Annotated in this window: 12 protein-coding genes; 8 read left to right on the top strand and 4 right to left on the bottom strand. The window is 42.8% G+C overall.

The window, feature by feature from the left end; genetic code table 11:
- Positions 1-16 precede the first annotated feature (16 nt).
- Positions 17-1,135: a hypothetical protein gene (locus RB604_RS08775; protein WP_005925415.1), complete on the top strand. Its 1,119-nt coding sequence runs from the start codon at positions 17-19 to the stop codon at positions 1,133-1,135.
- On the opposite strand, the gene RB604_RS08770 is transcribed toward RB604_RS08775, so the two are convergent.
- From RB604_RS08770 to RB604_RS08760, 3 genes are all read right to left on the bottom strand, one after another.
- Positions 1,101-1,805 (bottom strand): SAM-dependent methyltransferase, encoded by a 705-nt coding sequence (locus RB604_RS08770; protein ID WP_005925418.1) that lies wholly within the window; start codon positions 1,803-1,805, stop codon positions 1,101-1,103. The two genes, RB604_RS08775 and RB604_RS08770, sit on opposite strands and share 35 nt — an antisense overlap.
- A 207-nt stretch (positions 1,806-2,012) precedes the next feature.
- Positions 2,013-3,020, bottom strand: a complete 1,008-nt coding sequence (gene gldB / locus RB604_RS08765) for a gliding motility lipoprotein GldB (RefSeq protein WP_007478611.1) — start codon at positions 3,018-3,020, stop codon at positions 2,013-2,015.
- 5 nt (positions 3,021-3,025) lie between these two features.
- Entirely contained in the window at positions 3,026-3,883 is an 858-nt protein-coding gene (locus tag RB604_RS08760; RefSeq protein WP_005925424.1) for an enoyl-ACP reductase FabI, read from the bottom strand.
- A 332-nt stretch (positions 3,884-4,215) separates the two neighbouring features.
- Between RB604_RS08760 and RB604_RS08755 the strand changes: the two genes are divergently transcribed.
- From RB604_RS08755 to RB604_RS08735, 5 genes are all read left to right on the top strand, one after another.
- Positions 4,216-5,829: a glycoside hydrolase family 28 protein gene (locus RB604_RS08755; protein WP_005925427.1), complete on the top strand. Its 1,614-nt coding sequence runs from the start codon at positions 4,216-4,218 to the stop codon at positions 5,827-5,829.
- Positions 5,830-5,968: 139 nt separating this feature from the next.
- The gene (locus RB604_RS08750) at positions 5,969-7,189 is read left to right on the top strand and encodes a DUF4861 domain-containing protein (RefSeq protein WP_055293594.1); all 1,221 of its coding nucleotides are present in this window, start codon (positions 5,969-5,971) and stop codon (positions 7,187-7,189) included.
- 113 nt (positions 7,190-7,302) lie between these two features.
- Positions 7,303-7,980, top strand: a complete 678-nt coding sequence (locus RB604_RS08745) for a hypothetical protein (protein ID WP_055293592.1) — start codon at positions 7,303-7,305, stop codon at positions 7,978-7,980.
- 194 nt (positions 7,981-8,174) lie between these two features.
- Positions 8,175-9,851 carry a glycoside hydrolase family 43 protein gene (locus tag RB604_RS08740; protein WP_007478618.1) on the top strand — a complete coding sequence of 559 codons (1,677 nt, stop codon included), beginning with the start codon at positions 8,175-8,177 and terminating at the stop codon, positions 9,849-9,851.
- A gap of 131 nt (positions 9,852-9,982) precedes the next feature.
- Positions 9,983-10,633, top strand: a complete 651-nt coding sequence (locus RB604_RS08735) for an HAD family hydrolase (RefSeq protein ID WP_005925439.1) — start codon at positions 9,983-9,985, stop codon at positions 10,631-10,633.
- Positions 10,634-10,761: 128 nt separating this feature from the next.
- On the opposite strand, the gene RB604_RS08730 is transcribed toward RB604_RS08735, so the two are convergent.
- Entirely contained in the window at positions 10,762-11,676 is a 915-nt protein-coding gene (locus RB604_RS08730; protein WP_021937350.1) for an alpha/beta hydrolase, read from the bottom strand.
- Positions 11,677-11,843: 167 nt separating this feature from the next.
- Here RB604_RS08730 and RB604_RS08725 point away from each other — a divergent pair, with 167 nt between their 5' ends.
- Positions 11,844-13,151 carry an acetylxylan esterase gene (locus RB604_RS08725; RefSeq protein WP_007478622.1) on the top strand — a complete coding sequence of 436 codons (1,308 nt, stop codon included), beginning with the start codon at positions 11,844-11,846 and terminating at the stop codon, positions 13,149-13,151.
- A gap of 150 nt (positions 13,152-13,301) precedes the next feature.
- Positions 13,302-16,562, top strand: a complete 3,261-nt coding sequence (locus tag RB604_RS08720) for a SusC/RagA family TonB-linked outer membrane protein (protein WP_005925448.1) — start codon at positions 13,302-13,304, stop codon at positions 16,560-16,562.
- Positions 16,563-16,576 lie beyond the last annotated feature (14 nt).

Raw genomic sequence — 16,576 nt, 5'->3', positions numbered from 1 at the left:
CAAAATGTACACTAAAATGAATCATAAAGGAATATTATCTTCCGCATTTAATATGTCATTGGGATACCTCCCCGTTATTATCTCCATTATATTATGTGAATTTATAACGCAAGACACAGCAATCTATATCGGAACCGGTATCGGAATGCTATACTCATACTATTCAATGCACCGTAAAGGTGTACGGATTCCTAATTTTATTCTTTACATTTCGACATTTATGCTGATGTTACTCACATTGGCCGCCCTTATCCCGGGAGATTATGTCCCCCCCGGAGCACTTCCGCTTACATTAGAGGTCAGCATACTCATCCCTATGTTAAGTCTTTACCTGCATAAAAAAAGATTCATCAACTATTTCCTGAAAAAGAAAGATATCTGCAGCAAACGAATGTTTGCTCAAGGTGCGGAATCAGCTATCGTATCGGCACACATCATACTGATATTGGGATTTTTGCATTTTATCATCATCAGTCTGGCCATATTTTTCTCTCATCCGATGGGAAAGACGACAGGATGGGTCATATTCAACCTCATGCCTCCCGCTATTTTCATTTTATGTATCATCTTCAATCAGATAGGCATCCATTATTTTAATAAATTAATGGCTCACACGGAATATGTACCTATTGTCAACACTCAGGGAGATGTCATCGGAAAGACGATGGCGATGGAAGCCCTTAATTACAAAAACACCTATATCAACCCGGTAATCCGTATCGCTGTAGCCTCACACGGCATGCTTTTCTTATGTAACCGTCCGCAAACAGCCATTCTGGATAAAGGAAAAACAGATATACCGATGGAATGTTATCTTAGCTACGGAGAATCACTTGCGGAAGGATGTCGAAGAATATTACGCAATACTTTCCCAAAAGCTGATGGACTGAAACCTACTTTCAGCATCATGTATCACTTTGAAAACTCAGTAACCAACCGCCTTGTCTATCTTTTTGTTCTGGACGTAGAAGATGATTCCATCCTTTGTGACCCACGTTTCAAAGGGGGAAAACTCTGGCAATTTCAACAGGTAGAACAAAACTTGGGACACAAGTTCTTCAGCGAATGTTTTGAAGAAGAATACGAACACCTGAAAAACGTTATTGGTATAAGAGAAAAATACAGGGAATTTTAGAAAGCTCGGGAAGATGCCCTTTCCACTCTTTCACCGTCCGGGTTCGGATATACTCTCCTTCACAGGTGATATTGGCAGCAATACAGAGCCGTGTCTGCGGACGGCAATTGTTCAAAATATCCTCTACCATCTTATTATTACGATAAGGTGTCTCAATGAAAAGCTGCGTCTGATGCTCGGAATATACACGCTGTTCCAATAACTTAATTTTCTTTGCACGTTCTCCCGGCTCAATAGGCAAGTAACCGTGAAAGGCAAAACTCTGTCCGTTAAATCCGGAAGCCATTACAGAAAGTATAATAGAGGAAGGCCCCACCAGCGGAACTACACGCAGCCCCTTACGCTGGGCAATCGCTACGACATCTGCTCCGGGATCGGCAACGGCCGGACAACCGGCTTCCGAAATCACTCCCATAGAAGCTCCTCCCGCCAATGGTTTTAAATATCCGGAAATATCTTCAGGAGAAGTATGCTTGTTTAATGTATAAAAAGCCAGGGCATCGATATCGATCTCACGGTCTACCTTCTTTAAAAAACGACGGGCCGAACGGACATCCTCAACAATAAAATGGCGGATATTCAAAATAACTTCTTTATTATAGGACGGCAATACGGATTCGATAGCGGTATCTCCCAAAGTCACGGGAATAAGATAAAGAGCTGTTTCCATAAAAATAATTGATTAATGTGCTAATGTGCCAATTTAATAATATGCCAATATACTAATGCGCCAATGTGCCAATTGGCTGCGCTATAAAACAAGACGGAATGTGTCAATTGAATAATAATTTGCTGATGTTTCCAATTGGTGAATTTCTTTATTCTTTCATTTTTTCATTCTCCAATTGGCACATTGGCACATTATTAAATTGGCACATTATTTATAACCGGATTCTTGTAACATATGATGATAATCGGTCATCTGCAACAAATCCTGCAAGCTGACATCTTTATGGTGTTTCATATAAGAAGATACAATGCGTGTCCCCATCCAGGTTCCAATCAATGCCGGTGCATTCTCACCGAAGAAGGCGGTAAACGGTGCCGGCTTCATATACTTGCGCACAATCATCGGATCGCGGACGTAGAGATGTTTATTCTTCAACATATACTCCCACACATTCTTTTCATTCTCGCTGCACCATGCTTCTTCTTTCTCTGCATATCCCATCGCTTCGCCCGGAGAGCGATACCCTAATAGCATCTGGACAGCATAATTTATCTTTCCCGAATGCAACATCATATCGAGCAGGCAAGTCCCTTCCTGAAACGGAAAAACATACTTACTCATCAGATAAAACACCAAACAATCGGGTACAATACGATCGGGACGCATAGAACGGCACTGATAGTCGTAATAAAAACGCTTGTACAAAGCATAATCTTCTCCCATGTACTTATCCAAGCTAATGCCCAACAACGTATCGGACAAGACTATCGACTCATTAAATGCGGATACTTGCGAATAAACAAGAGGTATTTTTATCTCAGGAACCTCTTTTTTCAATTTCTTGAAACCTTTCGTCAAGCCTTTTTCCACTTCGTCCAGATTAGGGAAACGTGTCTCCACATCGGCCATCAGACGAAGCAAGGTAGTATCCGAATAAAATGTCTTAAGTTTCTGAGAAATGGTATCGTCACTCACTTGTCCTAACCCAAGCACCTCTTCAATCAGAATCTTGGTAGGTTGACGATATTCCATGTTCATCTTTTGCAGAGCAGAAAAGCTATTGGAACGAACATATTCGTTCAACAACTGATCATACCGAACAACGGAAATCCCCTTCTCTTCATTATGCAACAACCTGTTCTCTCCCGTACCCATCCGACAGGCAACGGCGAGCATGCATAATATAATAAGGAGAAGAGGATTCCGCAGTTTCATAATTATTATCCGTAAATGATGTTTCCGTCTTCATCTTTGTACTCGTCGAGGCCTTTCTCATAAGTAGCCATAGCACGAAGACTCATACCGACACTCGAAAAACCGCCATCGTGGTAGAGGTTCTGCATCGTTACCTTGCGGGTAAGATCAGAGAACATCACAATACAATAATCGGCACACTCGTCAGCAGTAGCATTTCCCAGCGGAGACATACGGTTTGCAAAATCGAAAAGCTTATCCATCCCCTTCACACCCGACCCGGCAGTAGTGAATGTGGGCGATTGAGAAATCGTATTCACACGTACACTATGCTCGCGTCCGTAAATATATCCAAAACTACGGGCAATAGACTCCAACAGAGCTTTGGCATCTGCCATATCGTTATAACCGTAGAATGTACGTTGTGCGGCTACATAACTCAGAGCAACAATCGATCCGTAATCTGCAATCGCATTCAGTTTTTTGGCAGCCTGAATCATTTTATGGAAAGAAACAGCAGAGATATCCAATGTTTTCTCCAACATTCCGTAATCAAGGTCGTCATACGTACGTTTCTTACGCACATTAGGAGACATCCCGATCGAATGAAGAACAAAATCGATCTGACCATGCAATACATCCATAGATGTCTTGAACACATTCTCCAGATCTTCCACATTGGTAGCATCGGCAGGGATTATTTCGCAATTCAGTTTCTCGGCCAGAGCATTTACTTCACCCATACGTATGGCCATGGGCGTATTTGATAATGTAATAGTTGCACCTTCTTCTACGGCTTTCTCCGCTACTTTCCAGGCAATAGACTGGTCGTTCAGGGCACCGAAGATAATACCTCTTTTTCCTTTCAACAAATTGTAACTCATACCTTTTAAAATAGTTAAATTAGGTTGCAAAGATAGGAACTTTCTGCATAAAAACACGAGAAGTGTGCAAAGAAAAGACTAAAATGACAAAAAATCCACCTAAACCAACAGTTTATACACATCTAAGGGAATTTTCACGTCTATATTTGCATCAGATAATTAAGAGTTTTTTTTCATAATATTTATTTAAGGTTAGAATTAGGTTAACATGAATCATTATTATCCCTTCCGGTAGATGGCTCGGGAGAGTAATCTGCCAAAGGATAATAAATCTCTTTATTTATCGGAAATAAATAACCCTTTAGTATTAATCCATAGAAACATAATTTTAAATGAACACATTAACGAAAAAACTCCTGTTGCTAACGGCGATATGCCTGCCTTTCCTTTCCGGGAATCGAATATGCGCTCAGGAAGAAAATTTAATAGACAACAGTATTTATAACGATCTTCCATTCGAAATGCCCGTTGTAGAGCAACCTACTTTCCCCGACTATGAGGTGAACATTGTTGCATACGGTGCCAAAAATGATGGAAAGTTTCTCAACACGGAAGCAATCAACAATGCCATAAAAGCAGTAAATGCCAAAGGCGGAGGAAAAGTAATTATTCCAGAAGGATTGTGGCTGACCGGCCCTATCGTACTCTTGAGCAATGTAAACTTATATACAGAGCGTAATGCACTGATTCTTTTCACCGATGATTTCGAAGCCTATCCTATTATAAATACTTCATTTGAAGGCTTGGAAACCCGTCGTTGCCAATCGCCGATCTCGGCACGCAATGCGGAGAATATCGCAATCACAGGTTATGGCACATTCGATGGCGCGGGGGATAGCTGGAGACCGGTAAAAAAGGACAAACTGACTGCTTCCCAATGGGGCAAACTTGTAAAATCGGGGGGGGTAACCGATTCAGCAGGGAAAATATGGTATCCCACAGCCGGCGCCCTGAAAGGTGCATTGGCATGTAAAGACTTTAATGTCCCCGAAGGCATCAATACCGATGAAGAATGGAATGAAATCCGTCCATGGCTCCGTCCCGTACTGCTCAATATCGTAAAAAGTAAAAAGGTGCTGTTGGAAGGAGTGACATTCAAGAACTCCCCCAGTTGGTGTCTGCACCCGCTTTCATGCGAACATATTACCGTAAACAATGTAAAGGTATTCAACCCTTGGTATTCTCAAAACGGAGATGCGCTGGATTTGGAATCATGTAAAAACGCACTGATTATCAACAGCCTGTTTGATGCCGGAGACGATGCGATTTGTATCAAGTCGGGAAAAGACGCTGACGGCCGCCGCCGTGGAGAACCTTGCCAGAACGTATTGGTCAAAAACAACATAGTATTGCACGGACACGGTGGCTTCGTTGTAGGAAGTGAAATGTCCGGTGGTGTAAAAAACATCTATGTGACCGATTGTACCTTTATGGGAACCGATGTCGGCTTACGCTTTAAAAGCACTCGCGGACGTGGTGGCGTGGTAGAAGGTATTTATATCAACAACATCAACATGATCAATATCCCGAACGAACCGTTATTGTTCGACCTGTTCTACGGCGGTAAAGGTCCGGGTGAAGAGACTGAAGAAGAGCGTGCTGCCAATACCAAAACCGATGTTCCTCCTGTGACAGAAGAGACTCCGGCATTCAGAGACATTCACATCTCGAATGTTTATTGCAAAGGTTCCGGACGCGCCATGTTCTTCAATGGATTGCCGGAAATGCCTATCCGGAATGTAACTGTAAAGAATGTAGTCATTACCGAGGCTGCTGAAGGTGCCGTCATCAGCCAGGCCGAAGATGTGCAATTGGAAAACATCCGTATCGAAACGAAGAAGAAAGGCGGACATACACTCCAAATGAAGAACGCTAAAAAGATCAAAGTTGACGGTAAGACCTATAAAGAGGCAGATGCCAAAGGGACGAATCTGAACTTCAAATAAACCACATTTTCATATTATAACAGCAAAGCAGGCAGTCCTTTGATCATTATTGACAGGACTGTCTGCTTTTTTTAGATTACATTTGCGGAGAAATAAACAAGAAAGAATATTTACTCATCATAAAACAATAGAGAAAGATATGAAAAGAAACCTTTTTATCCCCCTGTTTTTCCTTTGCTCATGCCCGTTAGCGACACTGGCACAGGCAAATGAAAAGACGCTTACTGTAGAAGTCAGCAATCCTTGGAACCGGGCAAAAAGCGATGAACCCGTAGTTATCAAGTTGAATGAACTCAATGCCGGATTCCGTATCAAATCCGCTACCGTTATGGACGGCAATACGGAAATCCCTTCACAACTCGACGACCTGAACGGAGATCGCCGCGCAGACGAACTGGCATTTGTCATCAACCTGCCCGCTCAAGGAAAGAAAACGCTAAAAATCAATCTGTCATCGGAGAAAAGCGATAAAAAATACGAGCCCCGAGTATATGCAGAGATGTTAGTAAGCGACAAAAAGGGGAAACATGTACCGGTACATTCGGTCACCATCCCCGGCAATGTCAACATCTACAACCAAATGCATCATCACGGCCCGGCTTTCGAATCGGAACTGGTGGCCTACCGTCTCTATTTCGATCATAAGCAGACAGTAGATATCTACGGAAAATTCAATAAGGGTTTTGAAATCAAAGAGTCACAGTTCTATCCTACCGACGAACAATTGGCACGCGGTTTCGGTGACGATGTATTGCGTGTAAGCGGCAGTTGTGGTGTGGGTGCGCTAAAAGGCTGGAACGGCAAGAAAGCTATGCACATAGAACCGGTAAGCACATTGACAGAGAGTATCATTGCTTATGGACCTGTCCGCACTATCGCAGAAATCAAAGTAACCGATTGGGAGTATCAAGGTTCGGAACTGAATATGACCACCCGCTATACACTTTATGCCGGACATCGCGACTTACAAATAGAAGCATTCTTCGAGGAACCGCTCAAAAATGAAATCTTCTGTACCGGTGTACAGGACATTAAAGGATCGGTTTCTTATTCTGATCATAAAGGACTTATCGGCTGCTGGGGGACAGACTGGCCAGTGAACGATACAGTAAAATATGCTAAAGAAACCGTAGGGCTCGCAACCTGTATTCCTCAAAAATATGTAGTAGCAGAAGTGAAAGACAAACCCAATTATCTCTATACGCTGACAGCCAAAGGAGACAACTATTTTTCTTATCATACTACATTTACTTCGATGAAAGAAACTTTCGGCTATAAAACACCGGAAGCATGGTTTGCCTATATACGTGAGTGGAAAGAAGGGCTGGAACATCCTATTGTCGTTACAATCAAGCAATAAAACAATTTATCCACCCTATTAGACAATTATTACCCATCGCGGGAGGATATGCTTCGTAATTTTGTGCAGTAAAATAGAATAAAAACATATTGTACAACTTAAAAATTATTATTATGAAGAAACAATTACTTCTCGTGATGGCTTTCGTAGCCGGTGTATTTACAGCCAATGCGCAAGAATGGAATTTTAGTGATTTTACTGCTGGCGATATAGCAGAAACTACAGTCATTGATGGTCTGACAATTCACGCATCTTCCGGAAAAAAAGTCTCAATTGACGGCAGCAAAAAAACATTTGAAGATTATTCATTCACCCAACGTCTGAAATTTGGTGGTACAGGTGGTTTTGATGCAGAAACCGGTGAACCTATCGACAGAATATTATCATTTCCGGTAAGTGGCAATGCAACGATCACAGTGATCGGTACACATGCTTCCAGTTCGGGAGATCCAAGAAGTCTTATGGTAACAGCCGGTAGCAAAGACAATGAGGTAGGTTCAATGGAAGTTACTCCAGGGGAGATCACTAAAAAAGAAATCATTTATACAGGAGAGGCAACTACTATTTATGTATACTCAGCAAGTAGTGGAATTAATTTATACCTTCTTTCTGTAAAAGAGAACGGAACGCCCAGCGGCATTGTATCTGCAGAAGCCGGCAAAGAAGTGGTAGCTACCGAATACTACAACGTAGTAGGTATGAGATTGAATGAACCCGCTAAAGGTTTGAACATCATAAAAAGAATAATGAGTGACGGTTCAGTAGAAACAACCAAAGCTTGTATCGAATAATATTCGTTGAAGCAATACAGTTAGTTATACGAAGGCCCTACTCTATCATGAGCAGGGCCTTTTTTATCATAATTATTACACAACAATGTACAATAAATACACCAAAGCAATCGATTATTCACCTCCGGTTTCACCCGGAACATCTATATTTGCAATCAGGAATTCGATAACATACTAATAATAAAAAACAATCCATGAAAAAATTAGCACAGACCTTAGGCCTTTGCCTATTTATGACCCTCTCCGCTACGGCGCAAAAGAACTATGTGTCCGAAGTTTGGGTTGCAGATCAAGGAAACGGAACCTACAAGAACCCGATTCTTTATGCAGATTATTCCGATCCAGATGCTTGTCGCGTAGGAGACGACTTCTACATGACTTCATCCAGTTTCAACTGCTTGCCCGGTTTGCAGATCCTTCATTCCAAAGACTTAGTCAACTGGACGATCATCGGTGCTGCCGTTCCCTACGCCCTCTCTCCTATCGAAACTCCCGAACGCCCAGAACATGGCAATCGCGTGTGGGCACCGGCCATCCGTCATCATAACGGAGAGTTCTACATCTTCTGGGGAGATCCCGATCAAGGCGCATTCATGGTGAAAGCACGTGATCCGAAAGGTCCCTGGTCAGAGCCTGTACTCGTAAAACCGGGAAAAGGTATTATCGACACATGCCCTTTATGGGATGAAGACGGTAAAGTATACCTCGTGCATGCCTATGCAGGCAGCCGTGCCGGACTCAAAAGCGTTATCTCTATCTGCGAACTGAATTCAGACGCAACAAAAGCCATCACACAATCCAGAATCATATTCGACGGACACGAAGCCCACGAAACCTGTGAAGGCCCCAAATTCTACAAACGCGGTGAATATTATTATATTTTTCACCCGGCAGGCGGAGTGCCTACAGGTTGGCAAGTAGTGCTGCGGTCAAAGAATGTTTACGGTCCTTATGAGTGGAAAACCGTTTTAGCTCAAGGAAATACCCCGGTCAACGGACCTCACCAGGGAGCATGGGTTGATACTCCGACCGGTGAAGATTGGTTTATGCACTTCCAGGATGTAGGAGCATACGGCCGCATCGTACACTTGCAACCGATGAAATGGGTGAATGACTGGCCCGTTATCGGCATCGATAAAGACGGAGACGGCTGTGGCGAACCGGTATTAACATATAAAAAGCCCAATGTAGGAAAAACTTATCCTATCTGTACTCCGCAAGAAAGTGACGAATTCGATGGATATACCCTCTCTCCGCAGTGGCAATGGCATGCCAATATCAATGAGAAATGGGCTTATTACGCAGGCGATCACAGCTATGTACGCCTTTACTCTTACCCGGTAGTAAAAGAATATAAGAATCTTTGGGATGTAGCCAACGTTTTACTCCAAAAGACTCCATCCGATAACTTTACGGCCACTATGAAGTTAACTTTCAAACCGACCACCAAATACAAAGGCGAACGTACCGGGCTTGTAGTAATGGGCATGGATTATGCCGGCCTGATCCTTGAAAATACAGACAAAGGATTAGTACTTTCACAAGTAAGCTGCAAAAAGGCAGATAAAGGAACGCCGGAAACAGTAAACGAAGCAATCGACCTGAAAGACAGTACGGTGTACCTGAAAGTAAAATTCAGCAGTGACGGCAAAAAGCTCGGTAAGAGTGAAGGCGGACACGATCTGCTGGTAATGTGCGATTTCAGTTATAGCCTTGATGGCAAAAAGTTCCAAAAGTTAGGTAAACCGTTCCAAGCCAAAGAAGGAAAATGGATCGGAACCAAAGTAGGAATGTTCTGTACTCGTCCTGCCTTAGTTACCAATGATGGTGGATGGGCTGATGTCGACTGGTTCCGTATAACAAAGAAATAATCTAAAAGAGAGTTTACAGTACTCTTTCTAATAAGTTTCAGCCAACAAATTCGTGCCCCTGCAAAAGAAAACTATTGCAGGGGCATATTTGTTTTTCTACATTTGCAGAACATTTATAAAAACAGAAAACAATGAAAAAGCTCGTTATCTTCGATTTGGACGGAACATTGCTAAATACAATTGCCGATTTGGCCAATAGTACGAACTACGCCCTGAAAGTATTGGGATACCCCATCCATGAACCTGATAAATATAATTTCATGGTGGGCAACGGCATCAACAAGCTTTTTGAACGTGCGCTCCCCGACGGAGAGAAAACAGAAGAGAATGTACTCCGTGTCCGCCAAGAGTTTGTGCCTTATTACGACCAGCATAATGCGGATAAAAGCCGCCCGTATCCCGGAGTTACGGAATTATTGGAAACATTGCAAACAGCCGGTATGCAATTGGCAGTTGCCTCTAATAAATATCAGGCAGCTACGGAAAAACTGATCGCCCACTACTTTCCGAATATCAAGTTCACTGCCGTATTCGGTCAACGCGAAGGCATACCGGTGAAACCGGATCCGATCATAGTGAAAGAGATATTACAAATAGCTAAAGTACAAGAAGAAGAGACCCTCTACGTAGGAGACTCAGGAGTAGATATGCAGACTGCAATCAATGCAGGCGTGACATCCTGCGGTGTTACTTGGGGATTTCGCCCACGTACCGAATTGGAAAGTTTCCATCCGGATCATATCGTAGATAATGCAGAAGAGATAAAGCTGCTCTGTCGCTAAAACTCTTATCCATTGTCATTAAAACACTTATTCATTTTAATCGTTTCACAATCATGAGACACTCGTCTCACGGTTGAGCGACGAGCGTCACACAGTTGTGAAACGAGCGTCTCATGATTGTGAAACGATTAAAACTTCTCCAGCATTCCTATTTCTTGCAACCATTCTTCCGCCAATACAGGCCATCGAGCGGTCGTTCCCGGATTATTGCGCAAAGCAATACTATGCCCTCCCTCCGGAAAGATATGTAAAGTAGATTTCTTCACATCAGCACGTTTCAACGCCGTATAATAAAGAATACTATTAAGCGAAGAAACGGAACCGTCATTGGTAGCATGAACAATAAAAGCAGGAGGCGTATGCTTCGTCACCCGTTCATCACAAGAAAATTGATGCAATAGCTTCACCGGCGGATTCTTACCCAACAGGTTATCCCGACTTCCTCTATGCGCCACTTCTCCCATTGAAATCACCGGAGAAATAAGTATCGTAAAATCCGGACGGAAAGATTCCCTGTCCAGCGTATCGCCTCCACATCCCCAGTCTTCAGTAAAAGTAGACAGACAAGCAGAGAGATGCCCACCTGCCGAACATCCCATTACCCCTACCTTGTGCACATCAATACCATAATCCGCAGCGTGCGATCTGATATATCTCATTGCCCGTTGTGCATCCTCTAACGGTGCCTGATAACTCACTTTTACGTCGGGCGACTGAGGCATACGATGATTAAGAACAAAGGCTGTCACTCCAAAAGTATTGAACCACTTCGCCAACTGCCATCCGCTAATCTGATAAGCCAAGCGGGCATATCCCCCACCGGGAATAATCAGTACAGCGGTTCCTTTGTTTTCGGCTATCGACGGTTCAAACACATATACACCCGGTGTACCTACCTGATATACCCGTTCGTTGGCAATGCTATCTTTTACTGTAATGCCTTTACTATTCGGCATATTATCTTTCCATAACGAATGAAAACTCTGCGCGGAAGCACATTGAATGACCCCCGCAATCAACCATAAACAGATTCCTTTCTTCATCTCATTTATTTCTTATCAAATTATCGGATAGGACAAAGATAGTGCTCCTTTTTCATTTTAAGGTAGAATAATTGGTACATATACACGCTAAAAGAAACATTATTTCCACAATAGACTCAAGAAACTCCTCTACATTTGTTCCGTCATTTAAAACAAATCCACATGCCATGAAAAAGAGTCGTATCCTCCTCCTTTTTTCTCTAATCCTCCTGTGTTATCATACGGAATCTGCTGCTCAGAGAAGCAACATCAAAGACTATGTCCGTATCGAAATCACTCCCGATCATGACGATTGGACTTACCGCACTAACGAACAAGCATCGTTTACCATCCGGGTAATACGTGGAAACGTAGCCTTGAAAAACATTCCTCTGACCTATGAAATAGGTCCTGAAAAAATGCCGCCCGTACAGACCGGAAAGAGCCGGATGGAAAAAGGTTTTCTGACCGTAAAGGCAGGAACGATGAAAACACCCGGTTTCACCACCTGTCTATGCCGCACGGAAGTAGACGGCATTGTGTATTCCAATTATGTAAATATCGGTTTTAGTCCTGACAAACTGGAACCGACAACAACACTCCCCAAAGATTTTACAGAATTTTGGGAACGTGCCAAAGCAGAAACGGCCCTTATACCGATAGCACCTCTTATCACTCTCCTACCGGAACAATGTACTCCGGAAACCAATGTATACCATGTGCGCCTGCAACACTACAAAAAAGGAACTTACCTCTACGGCATCCTTTGTATCCCTAAAAAAAGTGGCAAGTATCCCGCAGTTTTGCGTGTACCCGGAGCCGGTGTAAAAAAGCAACCGGCAGAAATGGCATTGGCGGAAAAAGGAATGATTACTTTTGCGATCGGTATTCATGGAATCCCGCAAACTTTACCGGACGATTTGTATCCCAATCTAAGCAAAGGTGTACTGGATAACTATGCTTTTTACCATCTCGATGACAAGGACTGTTATTACTACCGCCGCGTCTATACAGGTTGTGTCCGTGCACTCGATTTTCTGTGCAGCCTGCCCGAATATGACGGAGAAAATTTAGGTGTCATCGGTGGTAGCCAGGGAGGAGCGTTAGCGATAGTAACCGCCGGACTCGATACACGTGTAAAAGCACTCGTAGCTTTCTACCCGGCTCTATGCGATCTGACCGGTTATCTTCATGGCCGTGCCGGAGGTTGGCCTGCCATGTTCGCCCCTCAAAATCAGAATTTGAACAATAAACCGGAAAAGGTAGCCACTTCCCGTTATTATGATGTGGTTAATTTTGCCCGTTTCATCAAAGCTCCCGGTTATTACTCATGGGGGTATAATGACCCTACTTGCCCTCCCACGTCAACCTATTCGGCCTACAATGTCATCACTGCTCCCAAACAGTTATTCATAGCCCACGACACGGGACATTGGCGTACCAAAGAGCAGGATATCATAACCAACAATTGGTTCTGTAAACAGTTGATTAAGTAATACTTTTCGTCTTAAAACAAAAAATACTACCGTAAAAACAAATATTGCACATCCACTTGTTTACATCCGTATACTTTTGTAGCGATGAATTAACACTCAACGTGGGTGTGGTTAAGAAAAACAATCTATATTAATAAACTAAAAGTAAACATGCAAAGAATGTCTAACCAAGTGAAAAACATGCGCGCCCTGCTGCTTATGTTATTTGCAGCCTTATCGCTCAGCGTTTCAGCGCAGACGGTTTCAATAACCGGTAATGTGAAAGACGCGACAGGAGAACCCATCATCGGTGCATCTGTCGTAGAGAAAGGTAATGCCACAAACGGTACAATTACCGACCTTGATGGTAATTTCACTCTAAAAACTTCTGCCAAAGCAACTCTTGTCATATCTTATATCGGTATGAAAACACAAGATGTAGCCTTAAAAGGACAAACCAAAATCGATGTAACTTTACACGATGATACCCAAGCGTTGGACGAAGTGGTTGTTATCGGTTATGGTACAGTACAGAAAAAAGACTTGACCGGTTCGGTAGCCTCTGTCAGTGCAAAACAGTTAGAATCGATTCCTGTTTCCAGTGCTTCTGAAGCGTTAACCGGAAAATTGGCAGGTGTTAGTATCACCACAACAGAAGGTTCTCCTGATGCCGATATTAAAATCCGTGTACGTGGTGGAGGTTCTCTTTCTCAAGATAACTCTCCGTTGTATATCGTCGACGGTTTTCCCGTAAACAGTATCAGTGATATCGCTCCCAGCGACATTCAATCCATTGACGTACTAAAAGATGCTTCCTCAACTGCCATTTACGGTTCACAAGGAGCCAACGGTGTTATTATAATCACTACCAAATCGGGTAAAGAGGGTAAAACTCAAGTAAACTTCGGAGCGTCTTACGGTTGGAAACAAGTAACCAAAATGACCAAAACGATGGATCCGTATAATTACGCATATTATCAATATGAAATGGGATCTACTTCTTATGGTAATTATGATGACCTTGAAATATGGAAATCCGTAGAAGGAAATGATTTTCAAGACCAGATATTTGGTAATACCGGAAACCAATTACAATATAATGTAAGTGTCAGCGGTGGTACGAAAGACACCAAATACTCCATCTCCTACGCCCGTAATGAAGAAAACAGTATCATGCGTAGCTCCGGATTTGCCAAAGATAATATTAATGCCAAAATTAATACCAAACTGAACAAATGGATTAAACTGGACTTTAATGCTCGTCTGACAAATACGAAAATCAACGGTCTGAGTGGTGGAGCCGACACGAATGAGTCGAATGCCGCCAATTCTATCGTTGCCAATTCCGTACGTTTCCGCCCCATCAACCCCATAGATTCATCAAACGACGATGATGATGAGAGTAATACAACCAGACAATACAATCCGCTTGAACGTCTGGATGCAACCTATAAAAAGAAATACGATTTCAAGCAAAATTATAATGCCGGATTGGACTGGACTCCTATTAAAGGACTGACTTTCCGTTCTGAATTCGGTTACGGATGGAGAAGAGTAGATACCGACCAGGTATGGGAATCGCCAGCCGTACAAAACTCATCATTGGGTGACAATGGTATGCCTCAGGTAGTATTGACCCGCGTAGTCAACAAAAACTGGAGAAATGCCAATACCGTGACTTATGACGGCAAATTATTCGAAGGACGCGACCGTATCAATGTCTTGTTAGGTCATGAAGTTCAAAGCAGCAGACAAGACCAGCACATCAATACAGCAACCGCATTTCCATCTACAATGACACGCGATGAAGTGCTTGCCAATATGGGAGCGGCAGGCACAACTCATCCTGTTCAAAGTACATTAGGAGCTGAAGATAACATGCTTTCATTCTTCGGACGTCTTAACTATACAATGATGGATAAATACTTACTGACCGTAACAATGCGTGCCGATGGTTCTGCAAAATTTGCCAAAGGTAACCGTTGGGGATATTTTCCATCCGCAGCAGTCGCATGGCGTATTATGGACGAAGACTTCATGGAAGGCAGCAGAGACTGGTTGTCCAACTTAAAACTCCGTCTTTCGTATGGTACAGCCGGTAATAACCGAATTGGATCAGGGTTGATGTATACAACATATTCCATGGCAGCAGCCACTTCAAAGGGGCCGTATTTCGATGAAAAGTTCAACTCAATGCTGGAACATGGTTCAACACTTTCTAACCCGGGCCTAAAATGGGAAACAACCATCACACGTAACCTCGGTTTTGATTTCGGCTTCTTAAACAATCGTATATCCGGTAGCATTGATGCTTATTGGAATTCGACAAAAGATCTATTGATGAAAACCGAAATACCTTCGAATACCGGTTACTCTTACCAATACCAGAACTTTGGTAAAACATCCAATAAGGGAGTCGAATTGCAAATGAATGCCATATTGGTACAAAACAAGAACTTCAATCTCGATTTCAACTTCAATATCGCATGGAATAAAAACCGTATTGACGAACTACCCATCGACAACCCATGGCAAAGCTCTAACTGGTCCGGATCAACTATATCCAAATATGAAGATTACCGCGTTGAAAAAGGAGGTAGCCTCGGTGAAATATGGGGATTTAAAACCAATGGTTATTACACGGCATACGATGCGGTTAACAACCCTAACGGAGAATTAGTTTGGGGTAGTGGCGGTTGGCAGCTACGAGATGGAATCAAAGACAATTCAACAACAATAACCGGAGGTAAATATTATCCGGGCGGTTTGAAAGTAGAATGTGACGAGAACGGTGATCCTATTAAGCAAAAATTAGGTAATACCATCGCCCCGATCAATGGAGGTTTCGGCATCTCCGGTAACTGGAAGAACTTCGACTTTACAGCATTCTTCAACTATTCCATCGGAAATAAAATCATCAATGGTACTAAACTCGCAACTGCTTTCCGCGCAGGTTCGGCACTTGGTTATAACTTGAATTCAGATTTCGATCTGAGCAATCGTTACACATGGATCGACCCGGCAAACGGCTTGAATATAGGAAATCCATCTAATAGCACCATCAATACTTATGGCGGCATAGACAATGTCATCACCCGCCTAAATGAACTAAACCAAGGTGCCAATATGTATCATCCTGCTGCTGTTACAACCATGCAACTGATTGATTATGCAGTAGAAAATGCTTCATTCCTGCGTGTAAACAATATCTCTATCGGATATACGCTACCTAAACAAATCGTTAAAAAAGCATGGATAGAAAACGTACGTATTTACCTGACCGGATATAACCTTTTCTGCTTTACCAAATATAGCGGTGCAGACCCGGAAGTAGATACTTCAAGTAAAAAGAATGCAATGTGCCCGGGAGTTGATTACGCAGCTTATCCGAAAAGCCGTTCTTTCGTAGGTGGTATCAATGTTACATTCTAACCCATTAACAGAAA

This window comes from Bacteroides salyersiae (assembly GCF_031172035.1).
Classification (GTDB): Bacteria; Bacteroidota; Bacteroidia; order Bacteroidales; family Bacteroidaceae; genus Bacteroides; species Bacteroides salyersiae.
Note: the sequence above shows the minus strand (reverse complement) of the source record. Positions and strands in the feature narration are given on the sequence as shown.